At 72.2% G+C, this 21,905-nt stretch carries 21 protein-coding genes; 12 read left to right on the plus strand and 9 right to left on the minus strand.

Features of this window, described 5'->3' with window-relative positions; genetic code table 11:
• Positions 1-512: 512 nt before the first annotated feature.
• A complete protein-coding gene (locus tag ACFYZJ_RS13000; protein WP_388566397.1) occupies positions 513-1,541 on the plus strand; it encodes a DUF2510 domain-containing protein in 1,029 nt (342 codons plus the stop codon).
• A 159-nt stretch (positions 1,542-1,700) separates the two neighbouring features.
• Here the strand turns inward: ACFYZJ_RS13000 and ACFYZJ_RS13005 are convergent, their stop codons facing one another.
• Positions 1,701-2,315 (minus strand): TetR/AcrR family transcriptional regulator C-terminal ligand-binding domain-containing protein, encoded by a 615-nt coding sequence (locus ACFYZJ_RS13005; protein ID WP_388566399.1) that lies wholly within the window; start codon positions 2,313-2,315, stop codon positions 1,701-1,703.
• A 238-nt stretch (positions 2,316-2,553) separates the two neighbouring features.
• Between ACFYZJ_RS13005 and ACFYZJ_RS13010 the strand changes: the two genes are divergently transcribed.
• Together ACFYZJ_RS13010 and ACFYZJ_RS13015 are read left to right on the plus strand one after the other, a co-directional pair.
• Positions 2,554-3,381 (plus strand): phosphatase PAP2 family protein, encoded by an 828-nt coding sequence (locus ACFYZJ_RS13010; RefSeq protein ID WP_388566402.1) that lies wholly within the window; start codon positions 2,554-2,556, stop codon positions 3,379-3,381.
• Positions 3,378-4,322 carry a hypothetical protein gene (locus ACFYZJ_RS13015; protein WP_388566404.1) on the plus strand — a complete coding sequence of 315 codons (945 nt, stop codon included), beginning with the start codon at positions 3,378-3,380 and terminating at the stop codon, positions 4,320-4,322. The genes ACFYZJ_RS13010 and ACFYZJ_RS13015 overlap by 4 nt, the downstream gene beginning before the upstream one ends.
• Positions 4,323-4,383: 61 nt before the next feature.
• On the opposite strand, the gene ACFYZJ_RS13020 is transcribed toward ACFYZJ_RS13015, so the two are convergent.
• Both ACFYZJ_RS13020 and ACFYZJ_RS13025 read right to left on the minus strand, forming a co-directional pair.
• Complete coding sequence (locus ACFYZJ_RS13020) at positions 4,384-6,435, minus strand: phosphocholine-specific phospholipase C (RefSeq protein WP_388566406.1); 2,052 nt, start codon at positions 6,433-6,435, stop codon at positions 4,384-4,386.
• Between the two features lie 301 nt (positions 6,436-6,736).
• The gene (locus ACFYZJ_RS13025) at positions 6,737-7,813 is read right to left on the minus strand and encodes an NAD(+)/NADH kinase (RefSeq protein WP_388566409.1); all 1,077 of its coding nucleotides are present in this window, start codon (positions 7,811-7,813) and stop codon (positions 6,737-6,739) included.
• A 289-nt stretch (positions 7,814-8,102) separates the two neighbouring features.
• Here ACFYZJ_RS13025 and ACFYZJ_RS13030 point away from each other — a divergent pair, with 289 nt between their 5' ends.
• The 3 genes from ACFYZJ_RS13030 to ACFYZJ_RS13040 are packed head-to-tail and all read left to right on the plus strand — an operon-like array spanning position 8,103 to position 10,278.
• Complete coding sequence (locus ACFYZJ_RS13030) at positions 8,103-9,173, plus strand: Rieske 2Fe-2S domain-containing protein (RefSeq protein WP_388566412.1); 1,071 nt, start codon at positions 8,103-8,105, stop codon at positions 9,171-9,173.
• Complete coding sequence (locus ACFYZJ_RS13035) at positions 9,170-9,346, plus strand: hypothetical protein (RefSeq protein WP_388566413.1); 177 nt, start codon at positions 9,170-9,172, stop codon at positions 9,344-9,346. Before ACFYZJ_RS13030 ends, ACFYZJ_RS13035 begins: the two co-directional genes overlap by 4 nt.
• Positions 9,343-10,278 carry a PDR/VanB family oxidoreductase gene (locus ACFYZJ_RS13040; protein WP_388566415.1) on the plus strand — a complete coding sequence of 312 codons (936 nt, stop codon included), beginning with the start codon at positions 9,343-9,345 and terminating at the stop codon, positions 10,276-10,278. Before ACFYZJ_RS13035 ends, ACFYZJ_RS13040 begins: the two co-directional genes overlap by 4 nt.
• 49 nt (positions 10,279-10,327) lie before the next feature.
• On the opposite strand, the gene ACFYZJ_RS13045 is transcribed toward ACFYZJ_RS13040, so the two are convergent.
• The 4 genes from ACFYZJ_RS13045 to ACFYZJ_RS13060 are packed head-to-tail and all read right to left on the minus strand — an operon-like array spanning position 10,328 to position 14,367.
• The gene (locus ACFYZJ_RS13045; RefSeq protein ID WP_388566417.1) at positions 10,328-11,143 is read right to left on the minus strand and encodes an ABC transporter permease; all 816 of its coding nucleotides are present in this window, start codon (positions 11,141-11,143) and stop codon (positions 10,328-10,330) included.
• A 37-nt stretch (positions 11,144-11,180) separates the two neighbouring features.
• Positions 11,181-12,071, minus strand: a complete 891-nt coding sequence (locus tag ACFYZJ_RS13050; protein WP_388566420.1) for an ABC transporter permease — start codon at positions 12,069-12,071, stop codon at positions 11,181-11,183.
• 11 nt (positions 12,072-12,082) lie between these two features.
• Entirely contained in the window at positions 12,083-13,288 is a 1,206-nt protein-coding gene (locus tag ACFYZJ_RS13055; protein ID WP_388566423.1) for an ABC transporter substrate-binding protein, read from the minus strand.
• Between the two features lie 41 nt (positions 13,289-13,329).
• Positions 13,330-14,367, minus strand: coding sequence for an ABC transporter ATP-binding protein (locus ACFYZJ_RS13060; RefSeq protein WP_388566426.1), 1,038 nt, complete (start codon positions 14,365-14,367; stop codon positions 13,330-13,332).
• Positions 14,368-14,489: 122 nt separating this feature from the next.
• Here ACFYZJ_RS13060 and ACFYZJ_RS13065 point away from each other — a divergent pair, with 122 nt between their 5' ends.
• A complete protein-coding gene (locus ACFYZJ_RS13065; protein ID WP_388566429.1) occupies positions 14,490-15,227 on the plus strand; it encodes a FadR/GntR family transcriptional regulator in 738 nt (245 codons plus the stop codon).
• A gap of 101 nt (positions 15,228-15,328) precedes the next feature.
• Here ACFYZJ_RS13065 and ACFYZJ_RS13070 read toward each other — a convergent pair whose 3' ends face one another.
• Positions 15,329-15,997, minus strand: a complete 669-nt coding sequence (locus tag ACFYZJ_RS13070) for a hypothetical protein (protein ID WP_388566431.1) — start codon at positions 15,995-15,997, stop codon at positions 15,329-15,331.
• A 222-nt stretch (positions 15,998-16,219) separates the two neighbouring features.
• Here ACFYZJ_RS13070 and ACFYZJ_RS13075 point away from each other — a divergent pair, with 222 nt between their 5' ends.
• From ACFYZJ_RS13075 to ACFYZJ_RS13090, 4 genes are read left to right on the plus strand one after another with little or no spacing between them, the layout of a single operon-like run.
• Positions 16,220-16,876, plus strand: a complete 657-nt coding sequence (locus ACFYZJ_RS13075) for a helix-turn-helix domain-containing protein (RefSeq protein WP_388566434.1) — start codon at positions 16,220-16,222, stop codon at positions 16,874-16,876.
• 32 nt (positions 16,877-16,908) lie between these two features.
• Positions 16,909-17,439, plus strand: a complete 531-nt coding sequence (locus ACFYZJ_RS13080) for a toxin-antitoxin system, toxin component (RefSeq protein WP_388566672.1) — start codon at positions 16,909-16,911, stop codon at positions 17,437-17,439.
• A gap of 19 nt (positions 17,440-17,458) precedes the next feature.
• A complete protein-coding gene (locus tag ACFYZJ_RS13085) occupies positions 17,459-18,667 on the plus strand; it encodes an MAB_1171c family putative transporter (RefSeq protein ID WP_388566437.1) in 1,209 nt (402 codons plus the stop codon).
• Positions 18,651-20,105 carry an NAD(P)/FAD-dependent oxidoreductase gene (locus ACFYZJ_RS13090; protein WP_388566440.1) on the plus strand — a complete coding sequence of 485 codons (1,455 nt, stop codon included), beginning with the start codon at positions 18,651-18,653 and terminating at the stop codon, positions 20,103-20,105. Before ACFYZJ_RS13085 ends, ACFYZJ_RS13090 begins: the two co-directional genes overlap by 17 nt.
• 260 nt (positions 20,106-20,365) lie before the next feature.
• Here the strand turns inward: ACFYZJ_RS13090 and ACFYZJ_RS13095 are convergent, their stop codons facing one another.
• A complete protein-coding gene (locus ACFYZJ_RS13095; protein WP_388566443.1) occupies positions 20,366-21,388 on the minus strand; it encodes an alpha/beta fold hydrolase in 1,023 nt (340 codons plus the stop codon).
• Between the two features lie 274 nt (positions 21,389-21,662).
• Between ACFYZJ_RS13095 and ACFYZJ_RS13100 the strand changes: the two genes are divergently transcribed.
• Positions 21,663-21,887, plus strand: coding sequence for a hypothetical protein (locus tag ACFYZJ_RS13100; RefSeq protein ID WP_388566446.1), 225 nt, complete (start codon positions 21,663-21,665; stop codon positions 21,885-21,887).
• Positions 21,888-21,905 lie beyond the last annotated feature (18 nt).

The raw sequence follows: 21,905 nt of genomic DNA on the forward strand, positions 1-21,905 counted from the left end.
GACCAGGCAGAGGCGCGGGGCACGGGCACAGGCCAGGCGCCGCTGCGCCCGCAGGTCGGGCCGGACGGGCGGACGGCAGACGGCAGACGGCAGACCGGCAAACGGACAAACAGGCAGCGTGGGCCGGTGGCTCGGGCGGGCGCGGGGCGCGGGCATGAGCCCGGCGCGGGCGCGGGACCAGGCAGAGGCGCGGGGCACGGGCACAGGCCAGGCGCCGCTGCGCCCGCAGGTCGGGCCGGACGGGCGGACGGCAGACGGCAGACGGCAGACGGGCCGGTGGCAGACGGGCCGGTGGCTCGGGCGGGCGCGGGGCGCGGGCATGAGCCCGGCGCGGGCGCGGGACCAGGCAGAGGCGCGGGGCACGGGCACAGGCCGGGCGCCGCTGCGCCCGCAGGTCGGGCCGGACGGGCGGACGGCAGACGGCAGACGGCAGACGGGCCGGTGGCAGACGGGCCGGTGGCTCGGGCGGGCGCTCTCATCCGGCTTTCACACCCGCCTCATACCGTGGGGGCATGACGCAGGTGACTCCACCCGGGTGGTATCCCGACCCGGGACAGACAAGTGACGGGCCCCCCACCGAGCGCTGGTGGGACGGCAAGGCATGGACGGACCGGGTCCGCCCCGTGGACCCGGGCGCCTCGTGGGGTCCGCCGGCGCAGCCGCCGGTCGCCGGAGCGTACCCGGGCGAGCCGTTCGCCGCCGTCCCCCACCCCGGGGCCGGGCCCGCCCCGGCGCGGCGTGGGGTGCGGACCGGGATAGCCGTGGCGGCGGCGATCGTGGTCCTGGCGGGCATAGGCGGCGGTGTCTACGCGCTCACCGCACAAGCCGGCGGGAGCGGCCGCTCCGCGGGCGCCCAGGGTCCGGGCGGTCCCGGCGGCTTCGGTGGCCAGGAAGGCCAGGGCGGCCAAGGTGGTCAGGGGGGCCAGGGCGGGCAGGGCGGTCCGTTCGGTGGCGGTTCGGGCGGTCGGATGCCCGCGCCCGGGCAGTCCGGGCAACCGGGGACCGAGGACGGTTACGCCACCGACCCGTTCAACGGCATCAGCATCCCGGTGCCCGACGGCTGGACCGGCCAGACCATCGAGGGCGGGGCGGCCGTCCAGTCGGGCGGCTCCTACAAGTGCCCCGGCGACACCTCGAAGACCTGCAGCACCGGCGGGGCGTACTCGGCCCCCGCCGAGCGGCAGGGGCTGACGGCGACCACCGCTCGGGCGGCGGCCGAGCAGGACATCGCGAAGAACGCCGAGGAGTCCTACGGCGGCACGTCCTACGGCGGGATCACCTCGCACCAGGTGCTGGCCTCCGGGGCGGTGACCGTGGCCGGGCAGAAGGGCTACCTGGTCCGCTGGAAGGCGGAGACGGCCAAGGGCACGGACGGCTACGTCGAGTCGCTGGTCTTCCCGTCGCCCGCCGACTCCGGGCAGCTCGTCGTCGTACGCTTCGGCATCGACGCCGGGGCGAACGCGCCCAAGCCGTCCGTCCTGGACCAGATCGCCAAGGGCATCAAGGCGGCGACGGCGAGCGGCGACGGGCAGAAGGTGTAGGGGGTTTCCAGCCGCCCCCGGCCGACGCCATGCGGCCGGGCGGGGCTCCCCTCCGCTCAGGAGGAGCCCCGCCCGGCCTGGGGTGCGCGCCGCCCCCGTCCCCACGGTGCGGCGCTGTCGGGCCGACGTCCGGTCATCCCACGGACGGCGTCCCGGTCCTCAGGTCAGTCCGAGCGACGGGAGCACCACGGCCTCGACGAAGCGGGTGAGGTACTCCTCGTCCGCGTACTCCCCTTCCAGCAGGGGGCGGACCCGCAGCACGCCCAGCAGTTGTGCGGGGACGTACTCCAGCGCCGGATGGGCGGCGGGCACCTCCCCGCGCTCCACACCACGCCGGACGATCTCCTGCAGCGCCCTGACCTCGGGCTCGACCAGTGCTTCGCGCAGTGCCCGCGCGAGCTCAGGGTCCTGCATCACAGCGTGACCGAGGGCCTGGTGGAGCTTGGTGTCCCGGCGCGACCACTCGGCCGCGGCCCGCGCCACGGCGCGCAGGTCCCCGGCGAGCGAACCGGTGTCGATGCCCGCGAACCGCACGCAGCGGCTGGCCCGCAGGGCGGCGGCCACGAACTGGGGCTTGGTCTTCCACTGCCGGTACAGCGTGGACTTGCTGCACCGGGTGACGGCGGCGACGCCCTCCATGGTGACCGCGTCATAGCCGCATTCGCGGATCTGCTCCAGCACGGCGTCGAAGAACTCCTGCTCGCGCTCGGGCGTGAGCTTGGAGCGGCGCGAGGCGGCCGCCGTCTGCGGTGCCTCCGCTGCCTGCGACGTCATGGCTTGTGCTCCTCGGTCGTGGTGGCCGGCCGGGTGGGCCGCTTCACACCAGTATATCGATACGCCAGTGTACCGGTACGAGAGCGTATCGGTACACTGGCGTATCGATGAGCCTTGGACAGGACCCACTCCTCTGTCGAGTGGATCCCCTCCTGGGCTCACCACGCACCACCCGACGCACTCCGACGCCCGGCTTCGCTCGCGCGCGGGGGCCCATCGTCAGCAAAGGGGGGCGGGGATGGATTCCCGCACCGAGCCCGACAGCGAAGCGGCGGCCGCGATACACCGGCCGGCCCTCGTCCGCGAAGTCCTTCTGGTCGCGGGGCTCTTCCTCGTCTACAAATTCGGCCGGCAACTCGCGAACGGCCACACCGCGCAGGCGTTCCACAACGCGCACCGCGTGTGGGACTGGGAGCGCGCACTCCGGCTGCCGGGCGAGGGCGCCGTGCAGTCCGCACTGCTGCACGGCGACACCCTCGTCCGCGCCGCGAACCTCTACTACGTGGCCGTGCACTTCACGGCCACGGCGGCCTTCCTGGTGTGGCTGTACCTGCGGCGGCCCGGCCACTACCTGTGGGCCCGCCGGGTTCTCGCCCTGGTCACCGGCGCGGCGCTGGCGCTGCACCTCACGTTTCCGCTCGCCCCGCCGCGGATGCTGCACGCGGGGCACCTGGTGGACACCGGGCAGCTGTACGGGCCGACGGTGTACGGGGCCGAGCCCGCGACCGATTCGATGGCGAACCAGTTCGCCGCCATGCCCTCGCTGCACTTCGGCTGGGCGCTGATGGTCGCGACCGGTCTGATCGCGGCGACCCGGTCCCGCTGGCGGTGGCTGTGGCTGCTGCATCCGCTGCTGACGCTGCTCGTGATCGTCGGCACGGCGAACCACTACTGGCTCGACGCGGTGGTGGCGACGGCCCTGCTGGGCATCGCCCTGGCCGTGGTCCCCAGTCCGTCGTCGAAGGCGCGGGGCACCGCCGCGGCAGCGCGGCGCACGGTGCCGTCTCCGAGGTCCGCCGAGCCCAGGACCGCCGACGGCCCCGGTCTCGTGGGAGCCGGACGATGAGCGCCGCCGTCCTCGCGATCGTCCTCTCCCTGTTCTCCGCCGTCGCCTACGCGGCCGCCGCCGTGGCTCAGGAGCGGCTCGCCGCCCGGGAGGCCGGGACCGGTGTGGTGCGGCTGCTGACGCGCGGCGCCTGGTGGGGGTCGGTCGCGCTGAACGCCTCCGCCGCGCTGCTGCACGTGTCCGCCCTCAAGTTCGGTCCGCTGACGCTGGTGCAGCCGCTCGGCGCGCTCACCCTGGTGGCCGCGGTGCCGCTGGGGGCGCGGGCGGCGGGCCGCCGGGTCAGCGCCGTGGAGTGGCGGGGCACGGCCCTGACGCTGCTCGGTCTGGCCGCGCTGCTGGTGACGGCGTCCGGTCCGGAGCCGGACGAGGTGCTGAGCCTGCCCGAGGCGCTGGCCGTGGCCGGGGCGACCACCGCCGTGATCGGCGTGCTCTCCCGACCGGGCGCCCACCCCGGGCTTCGGCACGCGACCGCGTCCGGTTTCGCGTCGGGTGTCGCCTCCGCGCTCACCCAGACGGTGACGGTGGCGGCGACGGACCGCTCGGCACCGCTGCTGAGCGCACACGTCGTCGTGGTGGCGCTGCTGGTGGCGTTGTTCGCGACGGTCGGCCTGCTGCTGTCGCAGACCGCGTACCGGGGCGGCCTCGGCGCGCCGCTCGCCCTCGTCACCCTCGCCAACCCGGTCGCGGCGGCGGTGATCGGCCTCAGCCTGCTGGGCGAACGCCTCCAGGGCGGCGCGGCCGGTCTGCTCCTCGCGGCGGCGGGTGCGGGCCTGGCGTCCTGGGGCGTGGTGACGCTGTCGCGGCCCGACCCCGCCGCCCCGGCCCCCGTCGACGACCACCCGGTCGCCGCGGTGCTGGCCCTGGAGCCCGGGCCGGCTCCCGTCGAGCCGTCGCTGCCCGCTCAGCGGCCGGCCGCGCCGGAGCACCTGACCACCCTGTGAACGCTCGGGTGGCCGGCGCGTGCGCGCACGCGCCGGCCACCGCCGGCACCGGATGCTCCGGTCAGTCGGTCACGATCGCGGGGTCGCTCACGCCCGGCCGGCCGTTCTCCACGTGCCCGGCGAAGCGGCGCAGGAAGGACGGGTCGGCCCCGCAGGTGACGGTGAGGTCGTACCAGCGCCTGCTGGCCCCCAGGTCGACGGTGTGCTTCACGGTGGCACCGGGTCGCACCGTGACCGTCTGCGGGCGGCCGCCGTAACCGCTGGTGACCTCCAGCTTCACCGTGCCGGAGCCCTTGTTGGTGAAGGTCAGCGCGAGGTCGTCACCGCAGTGCCGGGCGGTGACCTCGGGACCGGCGGCCTTGCCGCGGCCCTTGAAAGCGCGCAGGAAGCCGTTGGGGCCGTGCACGGTCAGGTCGTACGAGCCGCTGGAGTACGCGGAGTTCCAGGTGTCCGAGACCGACTTGCCGGCCTCCGTGGTGTAGGTCCACGGGCCGTCGGTGCGGTTGCCGGAGGTGACGAGGAAGGCGGCACCGGCGTGCGCACCGGAGGCGAAGCTGAGGGTGAACGTCCCGGCCGCGGTGTCCGCCGAACCGTCCACGATCGGCGCGTACTTCAGCGGGCGGGTGGGCCGCAGACCGCGCTCCTGCTTGGGCAGGACACCCTTGGCGGGCGGGGTCGGCACATAGTCGGGGTGGCGGTCGTGGTCCGGCGGCCGGTAGCCGTCGGTGGACGGCAGCGCGACGGGCTTGGTGTCCTTGCGGGAGAAGTCGAAGGCGGAGGTCAGGTCGCCGGTGATGGCGCGCCGCCAGGGCGAGATGTTCGGCTCGTGCACGCCGAAGCGGCGCTCCATGAACCGGATGACGGAGGTGTGGTCGAGCGTCTCGGAGCAGACGTAGCCGCCCTTGCTCCACGGGGAGACGACCAGCATCGGCACGCGCTGGCCGAGACCGTAGGGGCCGGCGACGTGGCTGCCGTCGCCCTTGAAGAGGTCGGGTCCCACGTCGACGGTGGACTTGCCCTGCGCGGCGGAGGCGGGCGGGATGGGCGGTATGAGGTGGTCGAAGAAGCCGTCGTTCTCGTCATAGGTGATGAACAGGGCGGTCTTCGCCCACACCTCGGGGTCGGAGGTGAGCGCGTCCAGGACCTGGGCGACGTACCAGGCGCCGTAGTTGGCGGGCCAGTTGGGGTGCTCGGTGAAGGCCTCGGGGGCGACGATCCAGGAGATCTGCGGCAGCTTGCCGGATGTCACGTCGGCCTTGAGCCGGTCGAAGAAGCCCTCGCCCTTGCGGGCGTCGGTGCCGGTGCGGGCCTTGTCGTAGAGGGGGTCGCCGGGCCCCGCGTTCTGGTACTGCTTGAAGTACAGCAGGGAGTTGTCGCCGTAGTTGCCGCGGTAGGCGTCCTGGATCCAGCCCCAGGAGCCGTTCGCGTCGAGGCCGTCGCCGACGTCCTGGTAGATCTTCCAGGAGACCCCCGCCTTCTCCAGGCGCTCGGGGTAGGTGGTCCAGCTGTAGCCCGCCTCGTCGTTGCCGAGGACCGGGCCGCCGCCCTGGCCGTCGTTGCCGGTGTACCCCGTCCACAGGTAGTAGCGGTTCGGGTCGGTGGAGCCGATGAACGAGCAGTGGTACGCGTCGCAGATGGTGAAGGCGTCGGCGAGCGCGTAGTGGAAGGGGATGTCCGCACGCGTCAGGTACGCCATGGTCGTGGAGCCCTTGGACGGCACCCACTTGTCGTACCTGCCCCCGTTGAAGGCGGCGTGTCCGTCGTTCCAGCCGTGCGGCAGGTCCTGGATGAAGGCGAGGCCCAGGTCGTCGGCGTCGGGGTGGAACGGCAGGATGTCCTTGGTGCCGTCCGACTGGTGCCAGACCGTCTTGCCGTTCTGCAGGGTCACCGGGCGCGGGTCGCCGAAGCCCCGCACACCTCTGAGGGTGCCGAAGTAGTGGTCGAAGGAACGGTTCTCCTGCATCAGGACGACGATGTGCTCGACGTCCTCGACGGTTCCGGAACGGTGGTTGGCGGGAAGGGCCGCGGCGCGCTCGATGCTGCTGGAGAGCGCCGTGAACGCGGCGGTGCCGCCCGCGAGTTGGAGGAATCTGCGCCGATTCACTTCAGGCATGACGGAGTGACCTCTTGTCCTGACGGGGCGGGAAACGCCCGATGGTGAGGGAACCTGCGCGAAGGGAGTGTTCCAGGAGCACCAAACGTCAGGAAAGGGTCTGATGGCGCCTGTGTGAAAGTCGTCGGTACGCCGGATGCGGGCGGGCCAAGGGCTGATGGTGGATGGGCCAAGACTCGGTCCCGGTGCCACCAAGACCCGCCCAAGAGGTCAAGGGCGACCCACTTCGGGCCCTGCGTTCACGGAACCTGGGGGTCGTACCCGGCGGCGGACACGGCCGTGTCTCCTGCCGGGCCCCCGGTCAGCTGTGGCGCCCGCCGTCCGCCGCCGGGCCGATGGGCAGCGCCAGGTGTGCCAGGTCGTCCGGCCGTGGGGTGGTCACCGGCCACAGCGGCGCGGGGGTCCCGTCCACGACCGCCGCCGGGGCGTCGGTCAGCTTCATCCGCTCGCGCAGGCGGCCGTAGAAGTCCATCGGCCCCAGCCGGATGGCCCTCAGGCGCCGTGGGGAGGGGTAGACACCGATCCAGTCCCCCGGGTACAGGACGCCCCGCAACTGGCCGTCGATGCTGACGGCGGCCTGGCCCGACCGTTCGAGAACCTTCAGGGCGACGGGTTCGTCGGGGGCCGCCACGACCGAGCGGTTGAACGCCATGTGGGGGGCGACCGGGGTGAAGACGAGGGCTTCCGCACGGGGCGAGACGACCGGGCCGCCGGCGGCGAAGCTGTAGGCGGTGGAACCCGTCGGTGTGGCCACCAGCAGGGCGTCGGCGGAGTACGAGGCGAGCAGCCGGCCGGCGAGGTAGACGCCGACCGACACCTGCCGGTCCCGTGCCAGCTTCTCCAGTACGACGTCGTTCAGCGCCATCACGTTCAGCGGAATGCCCCAGTCGTCGCAGACCTCGCAATGGGCGCGCACCTGGGGAGGCGGCAGCAGCGGTCCGCGGCCGTAGCGCGTCAGCGCCTCCATCTCCGGCGGCACCTCCAGACGGCGCGAGGCGCGCAGGGTGAGCAACATGCGCTGATCGACCGAGTACCGGTTCTGTCGTACGGCGTCGAGCGCCTGGCGCACCAGCGTGACGGGCACCTCCGTCAGGAACCCCACGCGGCCGATGTCGACCCCCAGGATCAGGGCGTCGTTCTCGGCGGCCAGCCGGGCACCGCGCAGGAAGGTCCCGTCTCCTCCCAGGGTGACGATCAGGTCCGGGTCACCCGCGGAGTCCACCTCGTCCCGGGCATGGCGCCGCCCACCGTCCTGCCACACGTCGATGTCCGCGTACTGCACGGCGTGCTCGGTGCACCACGCGCGCACGGTCCGGGCCGCGTCCACGGCTTCGGCGCGGCCGCCGTGGACGACCAGGCCGATACGTCCCACCGTCACGTCTCCGCCTCCCCGTCACCTCGCGGATGATCGCCTGCTGCGCAGGCCCGGGCGCCCGCTCACCACGCCCACCTCCAGTCTGGCCGTGTTCCGCCGCCACGTCAGCACGGGGCGATCCGACGCTACGCACAGTCACGGCGAGATCGGCCGCGGAGCAGTCGTGCGGACTTTCGCGGAGGCACTTCCGCCTGACAGAAGCCGCCTTGCGCCGTGGCCCCGGCCGTCAGGAACCTGGGGCCGACCACGGCACGCGGGGCGACGACGCCCCGCTCTCAGGGACGGGAACGCCATGCCTCACACGACCGCCTTCGCCAGGAACCAGTGGTACGTCGCCGCCTACAGCCATGAGGTCGGGCGCGAGTTGCTCGGCCGGACGATCCTCGGTGAGCCGCTCGTCCTCTACCGCACCGAGGAGGACGGCAGGCCCGTCGCCCTCCACGACCGCTGCGTGCACCGCCGCTACCCGCTCTCGGAGAAGCCGACCCGCCTCGACGGCGACCGGATCGTGTGCGGCTACCACGGCTTCACCTACGACACCACCGGCTCCTGTGTCTACGTGCCGGGACAGAAGCGCGTTCCGCGCACCGCGCGCGTCGCGTCCTACCCGGTCGTCGAACAGGACTCCCTGGTGTGGGTGTGGATCGGTGACCCCGCGCTCGCCGACCCGATGGCCATTCCGCGGGCGAAGCACCTCGACTCGCCGGGCTGGGTCACCGTCCGCGGCATGGAACCGATCGACTGCGACTACGGCCTGCTGGTCGACAACCTCCTCGACCTGTCCCACGAGACCTATCTGCACGGCGGCTACATCGGCACTCCGGAGGTCGCGGAGACGCCCATCACCACCGAGGTCGACGAGGGCGCCGGCATCGTGCGGGTCGGCCGGCACATGGACGACGCCGAGTGCCCGCCCTTCTACGCCCGTTCGACCGGCATCGAGGGCCGCATCACCCGCTGGCAGGACATCGAGTACCACGCCCCGTGCCTGTACCTGCTGCACAGCCGGATCGCGCCGGTCGGCGTGCTGCCCGAGCCGGACGGCAGCGACCCGAACGGCTTCCACACCGAGATCACCTACGCCATCACGCCGTCCGCCGACGGCAAGGTGTACGACTTCTGGGCCGTCTCGCGCGACTGGGCGACGGACGACGACGAGGTCACCGAGTTCCTGCGCGGGAACAACCACACCGTCGTCATGCAGGACGTCACCGCGCTCAACCTGCTGCAGAAGACGCTCGGCACCGAGCGCCAGGGTTACCAGGAGCTGAGCATCAACATCGACACCGGCGGTCTCGCCGCCCGCCGCATCCTCGCCCGGCTGGTCGAGGAGGGCGAGAAGCCCGTGGAGAAGGTCCGGTGAGCGCGCCTTTCGTGACCGGCGAGATCTACCGCATCGACTGGGTACCCGGCACGGACACCCTGCACGGCACCTGCCACTGCGGCGCGGAGCACACCGCCCAGGATCCGGTGGAGATGTGGGAGTGGATGCTCGCGCACCCCGAAGGACACCAGCCTCGAGGAACCACCTCATGACCACGTACGAAGCCGAACTCGTCGTCGACCGCCGCGAGCCTGCGGCCGAGGGCGTGCTCGCCCTGACCCTGCGCCACCCGCTGGGCGAAAAGCTGCCGGCCTGGGAGCCGGGCGCCCACGTCGACGTCCTGCTCGGGCCGGGACTGGAGCGGCAGTACTCGCTGTGCGGCGATCCCGCGGACCGGCACGCCTGGCGGATCGCCGTGCTGCGCGAGGCCGACGGGCGGGGAGGGTCGGCACACGTCCACGAGCAGGTGCGCGAGGGCGACAAGGTACGGGTGCGGGGCCCGCGCAACCACTTCCCGCTGCACCCCTCCCCCCGATACCGCTTCATCGCCGGCGGCATCGGCATCACGCCCGTTCTGCCGATGCTCGCCGCGGCCGAGGCGGCGGGTGCCGAGTGGACCCTGCTGTACGGCGGCCGCACCCGCCGGTCCATGGCGTTCACCGCGGAGTTGGAGCGGTACGGGGACCGGGTCACCGTCGCCCCGCAGGACGAGACCGGGCTGCTGGACCTGGCCTCGGTGCTGGACGACCTGCCCGACGGCACGCTCGTCTACTGCTGCGGCCCCGGCCCGCTGCTGGACGCGGTGGAGGAGCGCTGCCCCGCCGGGACACTGCGCGTCGAGCGGTTCCAGCCCAAGGAGCAACCAACGGGAGACGACGGCGAGTTCGAGGTCGTCCTCGCGCGGAGCGGCCGTACGCTCACCGTCCCCCCGCACGTGTCGGTCCTCGACACCGTGCGCGACGCCGGCGTCGAGGTGCTCTACTCCTGCACCGAGGGCACCTGCGGCACCTGCGAGACCGACGTCCTGGAGGGCACCCCGGACCACCGGGACTCGGTGCTGACACCGGAGGAGCGGGAGTCCGGCGAGACGATGATGATCTGCGTGTCGCGGTGCCGGGGCGGGCGGTTGGTGCTCGACCTGTGACCGGGGGCTCCCCCGAGGACGGGGCCCGGCCCGGTGCCGGGTCCCGGCCCTAGATCCGGCTCTCCGTAGCCGTGTCCGCCGACAGTCGCTGGGCGACGTAGATCGGGATCACCGACAGCAGGACCAGTACCGCCGCCACCACGTTGACCACGGGCGCCTGCTGAGGGCGTGTCATGTTGTTGAAGATCCAGATCGGCAGGGTCTCGATGCCGGGGCCCGCGGTGAACGTCGTCACCACGATCTCGTCGAAGGACAGCGCGAACGCGAGCAGTCCCCCCGCGAACAGCGCCGAGCGCACCAGCGGGAACGTCACGTCGACGAAGGCACGGAAGGTGTCGGCCCCGAGGTCCATCGCCGCCTCCTCGAAGGAGCCGGAGGTACGGCGCAGCCGTGCGACCACGTTGTTGAAGACGACGACGATGCAGAAGGTGGCGTGCCCGACGATCACGGTGAACAGCCCGAGGCCGACTCCGAGCGGCTGAAGCACCGTGCTGAACGCCGAGTTGAGCGCGATGCCGGTGACGATGCCGGGCAGCGCGATCGGCAGGACGACCACGAACGAGATGGTGCCGCGGCCGAAGAACCGGTGCCGGGCCACCGCGAACGCGATGAGCGTGCCCAGCACCAGGGCGATGGCCGTGGCGCCGAGGCCCGCCTTCACCGAGACCCACAGCGCGCTGCGGGCGCCCGCGTTCTCCCAGGCCACCGACCACCAGTGGAACGTCCACCCGGGCGGGGGCCAGCTCGCGCTGCGGTCCGGGTTGAAGGAGTTGACCAGGACGAGCGCGAGCGGGACGTAGATGACCGCGAAGCCGAGCCCGGCGGCGATGCGCAGCGCGCTGCGCGCGGAGCGGGACAGTTGCATGACGTGGGACCTCTTCGAGCGGCGAGGCTGCGGAGTTCTAGAGGCTGCTGAGCGCGCCGGTGCGGCGCATCGCCAGCAGGTACAGCACGATGACCACCACCGGTACCGTGCCCAGCGCGGCGGCCATGGGCAGGTTGAGTTCGATGTTGGAGTACACGAGGTTGCCGATCAGCTGGGTCTTGCCGCCGACGATCTGCACGGTGATGTAGTCGCCGAGGCTGAGCGAGAAGGTGAAGACCGAGCCGGCGGCGACGGACGGCAGCACCATCGGCAGGACGACCGAGCGGAAGGTGCGGCCGGGCCGCGCCCCGAGGTCGGCGGAGGCGTCCAGCAGGTTGGCGGGCAGCTGCGCCAGCGCGGTGTGGACCGGAAGGATCATGTACGGCAGCCACAGGTACGTGAGCGTGATGATCGCCGCCGGGAGGCCGAACCCGGGTCCGCTCAGCCCGAACGGCTTCAGCATCCAGTCGGCCAGCCCGCCCTCGGACAGGATCAGCCGCCACGCGTACACCTTGACCAGGTAACTCGCCCATAGAGGTGTCAGGATCGCGACCACCAGCAGCGGTCGCCACCTGGGCTTCGCGACGCGCGCCGTGTAGAAGGCGAGCGGGAAGCCGATCACCGCGCACAGGACGGTGACCGCGAGGGCCACGACGATGCTGCGCCAGATGACCTCGCGGAAGACGGGGGTCGTCAGCAGCGCGTGGAAGTTGTCGGTCGACCAGACCTTCACCACCTCGGAGGTGAAGGAGTTCGTCGTCCAGAACGCCGAGAGGAACAGCACTGCGAGCGAGCCGAGGTAGAGCACGGCCAGCCACAGCAGGGGAGCGGTGAGCAGCAGGGACAGCCGCAGCCGCGGGCGGCGGTGCAGCATCCCGGCGAGCCGCCGGACGGGGGCCCGTCCGGCGGCCTGCGCGGTGGCGGTCATCGTCGTAGCCCTCAGCCCTTGATCTCGGTCCAGGCCTGGACCCACTTGGCGTACGGCACGCACTTGACGTCGCTGCGGCCGTCGAGGCACTGCTCGATGGGCGTGTTCCAGAAGGCGATGTTCTTCCAGTACGCCGTGTCGGCGGCGTGGAAGGTGGTGCAGAAGCTCTTGTCGCTGGTCTGCTCGCACGCCTTGGCGTTGGCGGGCGCCTCACCGAAGTACTCGGCGACCTGCGCGTTCACCTTCGGGGAGATGATCCAGTTCATCCACTGGTAGGCGCAGTTGGGGTGCTTGGCCTTGGCGTAGAGCATCCAGGTGTCGGACCAGCCGGTCGAGCCCTCCTTGGGCACGATGGCGTTGACCTTGGCGCCCTCGCTCTTCGCCAGGTTGGCGATGACCTGCCAGGTGGTGCCGACCACGGAGTCGCCGCTCTTGAAGGCGGAGACCTCCTTGAGGTAGTCGCCCCAGTACTCGCCGATGTTCGCGTTCTGCTTCTTCAGCAGGTCGACCGCCGCGTCGAACTGCTTCTGGTCGAGCGCGTACGGGTCCTTGATCTTCAGCTCGGGCTTGGTGGCCTTCAGGTACAGGGCCGCGTCGGCGATGTAGATCGGGGAGTCGTACGCCGTCACGTGGCCCTTGTACCTGGCGGCGTCGTCGAAGACGGCGGACCAGGAGGTCGGCGCGGGCTTGACCTTCTCCGTGTTGTACATGAGGAGGTTGGCGCCGCGGCCGTGCGGGATGCCGTAGGCCTTGCCCTTGACGGAGTTCCAGGCCTGCAGCTTCAGGTCGCTGAACACGTCCTTGTAGTTCGGCACGAGGTCGGTGTTGACCGGGGACGCGTCACCGGAGGCGATCAGACGCAGGGAGGCGTCGCCGGAGGCGGAGACGGCGTCGTACTCGCCGGTCTTCATCAGCTTGACCATCTCGTCGGAACTGGCCGCCACCTTGGAGTGGACCTGACAGCCGGTCTGCTTCTCGAAGTCGCTGACCCAGTTGACCTTGGGGTCGTTGGAGCCGTCCTCGACATAGCCGGCCCAGGCGATCAGGTTGACCTGTCCCTCGTTCTTGCCCAGTTTCGACTGCGCCTTCAGGTCGGGCGGGTTGAGGCCGGTGGACGAGGAGGAGCCGCCCGAGCCGGAGCCGGACGAGCCGCAGGCGGTGGCCGCGAGCAGTACCGCGGCGGCTGCGGTGGCTTTCAAGGTACGGGTGAGACGCACGACGTTCTCCATACGTGACGGTGACCTGGCGTGGGGGATGGTCAGCGGGCGGCGGGGACCTGGACGGCGTGGCGGCGGTGCCACGCCAGGCGCACCCGGGTGCCGCGGTAGGCGGCGACGTCCTCGGAGGAGGTCTCCAGGTTCTGCTGGAGCGCGGTGAGGCGGCCGCCCGCGTCGAGGTCGACGAGGAAGCGGGTGGAGTCGCCGAGGTAGACCACTTCGGCGACGGTGCCGGTGGCGGTGGAGTGCTCGGGCTCGTCGGCGAGGGAGGACTCCTTCAGCACCCGGATCTTCTCGGGCCGGATGCTGTACGTGCCCGGGGCGCCGGTGACCCGCTCGGCGGCCTCGCCCTGAAGCAGGTTGGAGGTGCCGACGAAGGAAGCGACGAACGCGGTCGCGGGGCGCTCGTAGATCTCGGCGGGGGTGCCGACCTGTTCGATGCGGCCCTGGTTGAAGACGGCGATGCGGTCGCTCATCGTCAGGGCCTCCTCCTGGTCGTGGGTGACGAACACGAAGGTGATCCCGACCTCGCGCTGGAGGGCCTTGAGCTCGACCTGCATCTGCTCGCGCAGCTTGAGGTCGAGGGCGCCGAGCGGCTCGTCGAGCAGCAGCAGCCGGGGGCGGCCGACGAGGGCCCGGGCGAGTGCGACCCGCTGGCGCTGGCCGCCGGAGAGCTGGCTCGGCCGCCGCTTGCCGAAGCCTTCGAGGCGTACGTCGGCGAGCGCCTCGCGGGCCCGCTGGAGCCGTTCGGCCTTGGGCACCTTGCGGACCTTGAGGCCGTAGGCGACGTTCTGCTCGACGGTCATGTGCGGGAAGAGCGCGTAGTCCTGGAAGACGGTGTGCACGTCCCGCTCGAAGGGAGCCAGGCCGGTGACGTCCTGGCCGGCCAGCTCGACGGTGCCGGAGGTGGGGCTCTCGAAGCCCGCGATCATGCGCAGGACGGTGGTCTTGCCGGAGCCGGACGGGCCCAGCATCGAGAAGAACTCCCCGTCGGATATCTCCAGGTCGACCCCGGCCACGGCGGTGGTGCCGCCGAACTCCTTCCGCAGGCCCTGCAACCGGATGGCGCTGCCCTCCATGGACGGGAACCTTTCTGAAGCACTCTTCCGTTCTTACCCTGGGTAGTAAAGATATGAAGTCATAGTTCAAAGCTCAAGACCCTCTTAAGGTAAAGGTTGAGTCAACGCACAAGGTGGTTGCCGTGAAGCAGAACAGGGACGGCGCCGCCCGGAGAGCCGTGTTCGCCCCGGTGGACACCCGGGCGCGCGTGGAGACGGTGGTTCGCCGGCTCGGCGACGCCATCGAGCTCGGGCTGCTCGCCGACGGGGAGCAACTGCCCGGGGAGGCGGAGCTGGCGGGGCAGCTCGGCGTGTCCACCGTGACCCTGCGCGAGGCGCTGATGGCGCTGCGGCAGCAGGGGCTGGTCACCACCCGGCGAGGGCGCGGCGGCGGCAGCTTCGTCTCGCTGCCCGCGGACCCGGCCGAGGAGCGGCTGAGGCAGCGGCTGGCCGGGTGGAGCACGGAGGAACTGCGCGACCTCGGCGACCACTGGGCGGCCGTCTCCGGCGCCGCCGCCCGGCTCGCGGCCGAGCGCACCGAACCGGACGACCTCCAGCACCTGCGGCGCAGCCTGGAGGAGTTCGCGACGGCCGGGGACGCGGCGGCGCGCAGTCGCGTCTACGGCCGGTTCCATGTGGAGCTGGCCGCCGCCGCGCAGTCGGCCCGGCTCACCCGGGAGCAGATCGCGCTCCAGACGGAGGTCGGGGCACTGCTGTGTCTCGTGCTTGGGGACGACGCCTGTCGCGACGAGGTGGCCGACCGGCATCGCTCCCTCCTCCGCGCCGTGCAGGACGGGGCGCGGGATGCGGCCAGGGAGCTGGCCGAGCGGTGCGTGCAGGATTCGACGGCGCGGCTCATCGCGCTGCGGGTGACCCTGTAGGCCCCCTCGTCGGGCGTCCCGCCTGTCCCGCGACGGCAAGGGTGAGCCCCGGCACCGTCGGTGACCTGAACACCGACGGGACCGGGGCTGAGGGGGAAGCCCTACGCCGGCAGCTCGGGCACCACGCTGAGGTGACCGGCCGAGTGCCGGGCGCGGCGCGGGCGGCGGGCGGCCGGTGCCGGGCGGCGGGCCTCGCGCAGTACCAGGGTCAGCCGGGAGTACCCCATGTCCTGCAGGGTCTTGGGGGTCTCCCCCACCACGCGGCAGTCGGTGCCCCAGCGCGGGTCGGGATGCAGCAGCGGGCGTACCGCCCCGTCGTGCTCCACGGCGTGCGGGCCGACCGCGCGGATCCAGTGCGGCAGGCCGTGCCGGTAGGCGGCCTCCATGATCGGGTCCTGGGCGATGTCCCGGCGGATGGCCTGCAGCCCGTGGTCGTGGCCGTGTCGCTCCACGGCCGCGGCGAAGTGCGCGAGCATCGGCAGGCACCAGCTCGACTCGTGCTCGCCGAGGACCGTGCCCGCGTCCGGATGGAACAGCACGAACCGCAGGAAGTTGTCGCACGGCATGGCCGTCGGGTGGGACGCGACTCCGCTGAACAGCGTCCTGAACGCGCTGTTGGTGAGCACCACGTCCCAGCGGTGGTCGAAGACGACGGACGGGAAGGGGACGGCCTCGAGGAGCGTGGCATAGTCCTGCAGATACGCCCGTGCTTCCGGACTCTCGGGGAGGGGCCGCGGCTGCGACCGCTGCCCTCCTGCCTGAAACGCCATCGGGAGGTCACCCCTCTTGCCCTTGCGCCCTACACGTGGCGCCTTGATCCTGCTGTCCTGCATCCGGGCGTGTCAACTATCGTGGCATTTGGCGTCTGTTGACGGCTGAATCTCGCCACAGTTGTGGCGAGACCTGGATGCCAGTTCGAGGCAACGGCTAGTCTCCGGTTGGTTCCGGGCAAGCAAGAACAACGACCTGAGCGAGACGTAGGAGACCTGTCGGTGACGGATGGCTTCGAGATGCCGGGAGTCGCGGCGTCGGGTCTGCTACCGGCCGTCGTGGCCCGTGTCACCGCCCTCGCCGACCGGCTGGGCGTGCCGCACGAGCGGATCTTCGACGTCGCGCGGCTGTCGGTCGAGTCCGGCGTCCCGGAGCCGGTGGTGAAGGCCCTGCTGAGCGGAGTGCCCGCCGGGGAGCCGGACCTGCAGGCGCGTTTCCTGCAGCGACTGGACCTGCTGCGCCGCACCCGGCTCAAACCCAACGGGCGCAGGTACACCCAGCAGGAGATCGCCGACGGCGCGGGCATGTCGCGCCAGCAGGCGGGTGCCCTCATCAACGGCGACCGGCGCCCCACCATGGAGCACTGCGACGCCATTCAGCGCTTCTTCGGCGTGCATGCCGGGTTCCTCACGGCCGAGGACCCGGAGGCGCTCGGACACGCCCTCCAGCGCTCCGAGCAGGAGCTCCTCCAGCAGCTCGCCGACCGCGAACGCGCCGCGGCCGAGGCCGCCGACGACCCGCTGGAGCGGCTGTTACAGGACCACGGCGTGCGCGGCATCGCCTGGCGGGCGGCCCAGCTGCCCACCGACCAGCATCGGGACAAGGTCGCCGAGTGGCTGGACATGCTCCTGGAGAGCGTCAAACGGCCCGAGTCGTGATCCGGGAGAGAACCGTGGGCATCGGAAGGGAAATGCGCCGCCTGTGCGGCGAGTTGGTCGCGGAGCTGTCGCTCCCGGCACCGGCGGAACCCGCCGACCTGTACGCCGCGCTGTGCGACGGCATGAGCAGACGGCGCGGCCGTCCGGTCCGCTTCCGTACGGCCGCCTTCCCGCCCGGCACGGCGAGCGGACTCTGGCTCGACATGGTCGACCAGGACCTCGTCGTCATCGAGGAACGCACCGCACCCGACCATCAGTTGGTGATCCTGGGCCACGAGCTGTGGCACATGAACGCCGGGCACCACGGTCACCACGTGGAGGGCGCGGAGGTCGCGGCGCGTCTGCTGAGCGACGGCGCGGATCTGCAGGCCACCGTGCACAGGGTCGCCGCCCGTACGCACTTCGACCTCGGTGACGAGAAGGACGCCGAGAGCTTCGGGCTGCTGCTGGCGAGCAAGTGCCGGACCTGGCTGGCCGGTTCGTCCCTGCGCGGGCCCGTCAAGCGGGACGACCTGGCGGGGCGGATCGAGGCGTCGCTCGGCTATCGCGGACCGCGCGGCTGAGGGCGCGGACGCCGATTCCGTGGACGGTTCCAGCTATTACCTTCCGGCTGCCGCGATGGGCCTGGCGCTCACCTTCAAGGCGCCCGCCCTGGCCCGTTCCTGGCGCGACCCGCTGCTCAGGTCGGTGTGTGCCCTGCTGGCGCTGGCCGGCCTGGTGTTCTTCTTCGCCGCACCCCCGACCATCGCGAAGGTCAACGGCCTCACGGGCATCACCAATGTCTCGGCGCCCCTGGTGTACTGCCTGCTGAGTGCGTTCAGCGCGTCCTGTCTGGTGCTCGTCGTCAACTGGCGCGGTGGCCCGCCCGAGGAGACCCGGCGCACCACCCGGCGGGTCGTCATCGGGTACGGGGCGGTCATCGTCGCCCTGATGACGCTGTTCGCGCTCGGGGACGCCCCGGTGGAACGGCTGGTCGACTTCGACACGTACTACGCCTGCACCCCGTATCTGCGCGAGATGATCGTGCTGTATCTGCTGGCGCTCACCGTGGCGGGCGTCGCGATGAACGTCCTGTGCGGGCGCTGGGCCCTGCAGGTACGCGGCTGGCTGCGCGTCGGACTGCTGATCATCGTGACCGGCTACCTGTTCAACCTGGCCTATCTGACCACCAAGTTCACCGCCGTCATCGCCCGCTGGTCCGGCCACGACCTGGACTATCTGAGCAGTGCCGCGGCGCCGGTGCTGGCCTCCGCCGGGGCGCAGATCAGCGCCGTCGGCTTCTGTCTCCCACTGGCCTGCCGGCGCGTCGGGGACAGCTGGAACACCTGGGCGACCTACCGCCGACTCGGGCCGCTGTGGCGCGAGCTGCGACCGGTGTCCGCGCACGCGGACCGCGGTGTGCGCATCTCCTGGTGGTCGCCTGTCGAACTCCAGGTCACCCAGCGGGAGTCCGACATCCACGACGGCATGCTCGGCCTGTACCCCTACTTCGACTCCGAGGTGCGTTCCCGCGCCTACGAGGCCGCCCTGGCGGCCGGCTCCGACCCCGTCCACGCGCAGGCCGAGGCCGACGCGGCGATGGTGGCGGCGGCCGTGCGGGCGAGGGCCGCCGATCCGGAGGGCAGGGTGATCAGCTCGGTGGGGGCGGACAGCGCCTCCGCCACGTCCCCCGAGGTCCCCCGAGACCTTGTGCGGATGTCGACCGCCCTGCGTCAGTCACCCGTCGTCGCGGCCGTCCGGGGGCCGGCCGCGACCAGGCCAGGAAGCGACTTCCATGACCGAAACCGCTAGCTCCTCCCCTGACGCGAGACCGCGTCGCGCCGTCGTGATCGGCGGTGGCATGGCCGGCATGCTGGCCGCCGCGGCCCTGCGCGCGTACGCCGACGTCACCGTCGTCGAGCGGGATGTGCTGCCCGAGGGCCCCGAACCGCGCAAGGGGCTCCCGCAGGCCCGGCATGTGCACGTGATCTGGTCCGGGGGCGCCCGCGCCATGGAGGAACTGCTGCCCGGGGTGACCGAGGAGTGGCTCGCCGCGGGCGCCCGGCGGGTCCCGCTGCCCACGGGGCTCGTTTCCCTGCAGCCGCGGGGCTGGTTCCGGCGCTGGCCCGAAATGCAGTTCCTGATCGCGTGCAGCCGTGATCTGCTCGACTGGGTGGTGCGTGAGCGGGTCACCCGGGGAGAGCGGGTGACCGTGCTGCAGCGGACCGAACTGCTGTCCCTGGAGGGCGACGCGTCGCGGGTGACGGGCGTGCGGGTGCGGTCGGCCGACGGCGAGGAGCGGGTGCTGGAGGCCGACCTGGTCGTGGACGCCGCGGGACGCGGTTCGCGGGCGGCGGACTGGCTGAAGGCGCTGGGCGTGCCCGCGGCGCCGCTGGAGGAGGTGGACTCGGGGCTCGTCTACTCCAGCCGGATCTACCGGCCGCCCGCGGGCACGGAGGACTTCCCGATGGTCAACGTGCAGTCGGACGCGACCGTACCGGTGCCGGGGCGGACCACGACCGTCGAGCCGGTCGAGGGCGGGCGGTGGCTCGTGACGCTGTCGGGCACGCGTGGCGGGGAACCGCCCTCCGACGCCAGGGAGTTCGAGGCGTTCGCCCGGGAGAGCGTGCGGCATTCGGTGGTGGGCGAGCTGATCGCGCACGCGGAGCCGCTGACGGACCCGGTCGTCACCCGCAGTACGGTCAACCGCCGGCGGTTCTACGAGAAGGTCAAGGGCTGGCCCGAGGGGTTCGTGGCGGTCGGCGACTCCGTGGCCACCTACAACCCGGTCTACGGGCACGGGCTCTCGGTCGCCGCGCAGGGTGCCGTGGCGCTGGGCGAGTTGGTGGCCCGGCACGGGCCGGCCGCGCCGGGGCTCGCGCGGCGGGCGCAGCGGGCGGTGGCCCGTCCGGTGGCGACGGCCTGGGAGTTCGCGACCAGCACGGACATCCACTACCCCGGAGCGATCGGCAAGGCGCCGAGCCTCGCCAACCGCGTCCTCGGTGCGTACGTCAACCGGCTGATGCTGACCGCGACCGGCCGTCCGCTCGTCGCCAAGGCGTTCTTCGACGTGGTCACCCTGTCGAAGCCGACGAGCGAACTGGTCAGACCGGTGGTGCTGATCGCCGTCCTGCGCGGCCCCCGCCGCCCGCTCCTGACGGCGCCCCCGCTGACCGCCGACGAGTGGAAGGCGGTCACGGGGTCGACGGAAGGCCCTCAGGCTTCCGAAGCCGGGGAAAGCGCGGCCTAGTGCCGCGACAGGCAACGTTCGCCCCGTCGCGACGCCCGGCACGCTCCCCCAAGCTCTTCGAGCAGGGGGGACCCCCACTCGCCGCACCGACCCAAACCCCAGGTACGTCCAGTACGAGGGCTTCCGGCCGGCACTCCCCCAAGCTCTTCGAGCAGGGGGTACCCCCGGAGCACGCACCGGACGCCGCCCTTGACGGGCAAACGTTGCCTGCCGCGGCACCGGAAACCTGGGGGCACACGCCCCGTGGAATCGACGCCGGGTCATGTGGCGCTGCGTTCGCTCGCCTCGCGTACGTCCCTGGCCGGGGTCGGGTTCCCGGACGGGCGGGGACGGCCGGCCCGCAGGAGCGCGCGCCAGTGGTCGCGGCTCCACGCCGCCGGGGGTGTGCCGCCGGTGAACTCCTCGACCAGGGCGAGGAAACGCGCGGGGTCGGCGTGGAACGGGAAGTGGCCCGCGCCCTGGAAGATCTCCAGACGGCTGCCTGGCATCGCCTCGTGCGCCCGGTGGGCGTGCCGCACCGGCACCACACCGTCCCGGTCGCCCCAGATCAGCAGGGTGGGCATGCCCTCGGTGAGATAGCAGCGGTCGAGCATGGTGACCGCCTGGCCGCGCCAGTCGACCACGGCCCGCAGCGTGCGGATGAAGGCGCTGCGGGACGTCGCGTCCGGCAGCGCGTCCACCAGGTTCAGCAACTCCGCCGTGTCCTGGCCGAGATCGGTGTCCAGCAGTCGCATGACGTTGGCGGCCAGGCCCAGGTTGAGCCGCATGCCGGGGAGGCGGAGCGCGGAGAGCATCAGGTGCGCTCCGGGCAGGGAGACAGCCCGGAGCACCGGGTTGACCTCGCGGCCCACTCCCCCGGCGCTGACCAGAATCAGCCGTTCGGTGCGCTCGGGGAACTGGTAGGCGAACTGCATGGCGACCCCGCCGCCCAGCGAGTGCCCCACCAGGGTGGCCGATTCCATGCCGAGGGTGGTGAGCAGATCGCGCACCCCGTTGGCGTACGCGGCCACGGAGTAGTCCGCGCGCGGTTTGTCGGACGCTCCGTGGCCGAGCAGGTCCGGCGCGAGCACGGTGTGGGTGCGGGCCAGGTCGGGGATCAGCTCCGCCCAGGTCGCCGAGGAGTCGCCGATGCCGTGGATGAGGACGAGCGCCGGGCCGTCGCCGGCCAGGCGGTAGGCGCGCCGGTAACCGTGCACGACCCGGTGGCGCAGGCGCAGTTCGCCCTCGCCCACGGGGCGCAGCCTGAGGGCGCGCCGCGCGCGCCCACCCGTGACGTCCTCCACCGCTCGCCTCCCTTCCGCCGGCCGCCGCAAAGGCGTGTGAAAGCCCTTGCTCTCCAGCGTAGGGGGCGTGGTCCCCGCTGGATTTCGGCCAGGTTTCGCCTCCGCTAAGCGGGCGAACCCGCAGGGAGGCGAACGGGATTGTCAGTGGCGGACGGCAAGCTGGGAGGTGCGTCCGAGGTGCGCGCGGCGGCCGTCCGCGTACCGCCGGCGCGTGCCGTGCACGAACCGCCGCGCGACGCCCCGTCGCACGGCCGAAACCGGGGAGAGCCGACCGATGCCGACCGCCGCCCTGACCGACCACCAGCGCGCCGCCGTGCAGGCCTATCTGCGTCTCCTGCACACCGTGCGAGCCGCCTTCGACGGCCCGCCGCACGGGCATCGACCAGCCGTGGTCCCGACCGCCGCGCTGGCCGAGGCGGACCGGGCCCTGGCGGAGGCGGGACTCACGGGCACCGAGGAGGAGTTCTTCCGCCTGCTCGGAGACTGGTGTCCCCGATGACCCGGTGGACGACCGGTG

Source organism: Streptomyces sp. NPDC001848 (assembly GCF_042891915.1).
In the GTDB taxonomy this organism is placed as follows: Bacteria; Actinomycetota; Actinomycetes; order Streptomycetales; family Streptomycetaceae; genus Streptomyces.

Bases quoted from the DNA above. Each gene is read 5' to 3' on its own strand.
- ACFYZJ_RS13000 (WP_388566397.1), top strand. From the start codon at position 513: ATGACGCAGGTGACTCCACCCGGGTGGTATCCCGACCCGGGACAGACA.
- ACFYZJ_RS13005 (WP_388566399.1), bottom strand. From the start codon at position 2,315: ATGACGTCGCAGGCAGCGGAGGCACCGCAGACGGCGGCCGCCTCGCGC.
- ACFYZJ_RS13010 (WP_388566402.1), top strand. From the start codon at position 2,554: ATGGATTCCCGCACCGAGCCCGACAGCGAAGCGGCGGCCGCGATACAC.
- ACFYZJ_RS13015 (WP_388566404.1), top strand. From the start codon at position 3,378: ATGAGCGCCGCCGTCCTCGCGATCGTCCTCTCCCTGTTCTCCGCCGTC.
- ACFYZJ_RS13020 (WP_388566406.1), bottom strand. From the start codon at position 6,435: ATGCCTGAAGTGAATCGGCGCAGATTCCTCCAACTCGCGGGCGGCACC.
- ACFYZJ_RS13030 (WP_388566412.1), top strand. From the start codon at position 8,103: ATGCCTCACACGACCGCCTTCGCCAGGAACCAGTGGTACGTCGCCGCC.
- ACFYZJ_RS13040 (WP_388566415.1), top strand. From the start codon at position 9,343: ATGACCACGTACGAAGCCGAACTCGTCGTCGACCGCCGCGAGCCTGCG.
- ACFYZJ_RS13045 (WP_388566417.1), bottom strand. From the start codon at position 11,143: ATGCAACTGTCCCGCTCCGCGCGCAGCGCGCTGCGCATCGCCGCCGGG.
- ACFYZJ_RS13050 (WP_388566420.1), bottom strand. From the start codon at position 12,071: ATGACCGCCACCGCGCAGGCCGCCGGACGGGCCCCCGTCCGGCGGCTC.
- ACFYZJ_RS13060 (WP_388566426.1), bottom strand. From the start codon at position 14,367: ATGGAGGGCAGCGCCATCCGGTTGCAGGGCCTGCGGAAGGAGTTCGGC.
- ACFYZJ_RS13070 (WP_388566431.1), bottom strand. From the start codon at position 15,997: ATGGCGTTTCAGGCAGGAGGGCAGCGGTCGCAGCCGCGGCCCCTCCCC.
- ACFYZJ_RS13080 (WP_388566672.1), top strand. From the start codon at position 16,909: ATGCGCCGCCTGTGCGGCGAGTTGGTCGCGGAGCTGTCGCTCCCGGCA.
- ACFYZJ_RS13090 (WP_388566440.1), top strand. From the start codon at position 18,651: ATGACCGAAACCGCTAGCTCCTCCCCTGACGCGAGACCGCGTCGCGCC.
- ACFYZJ_RS13100 (WP_388566446.1), top strand. From the start codon at position 21,663: ATGCCGACCGCCGCCCTGACCGACCACCAGCGCGCCGCCGTGCAGGCC.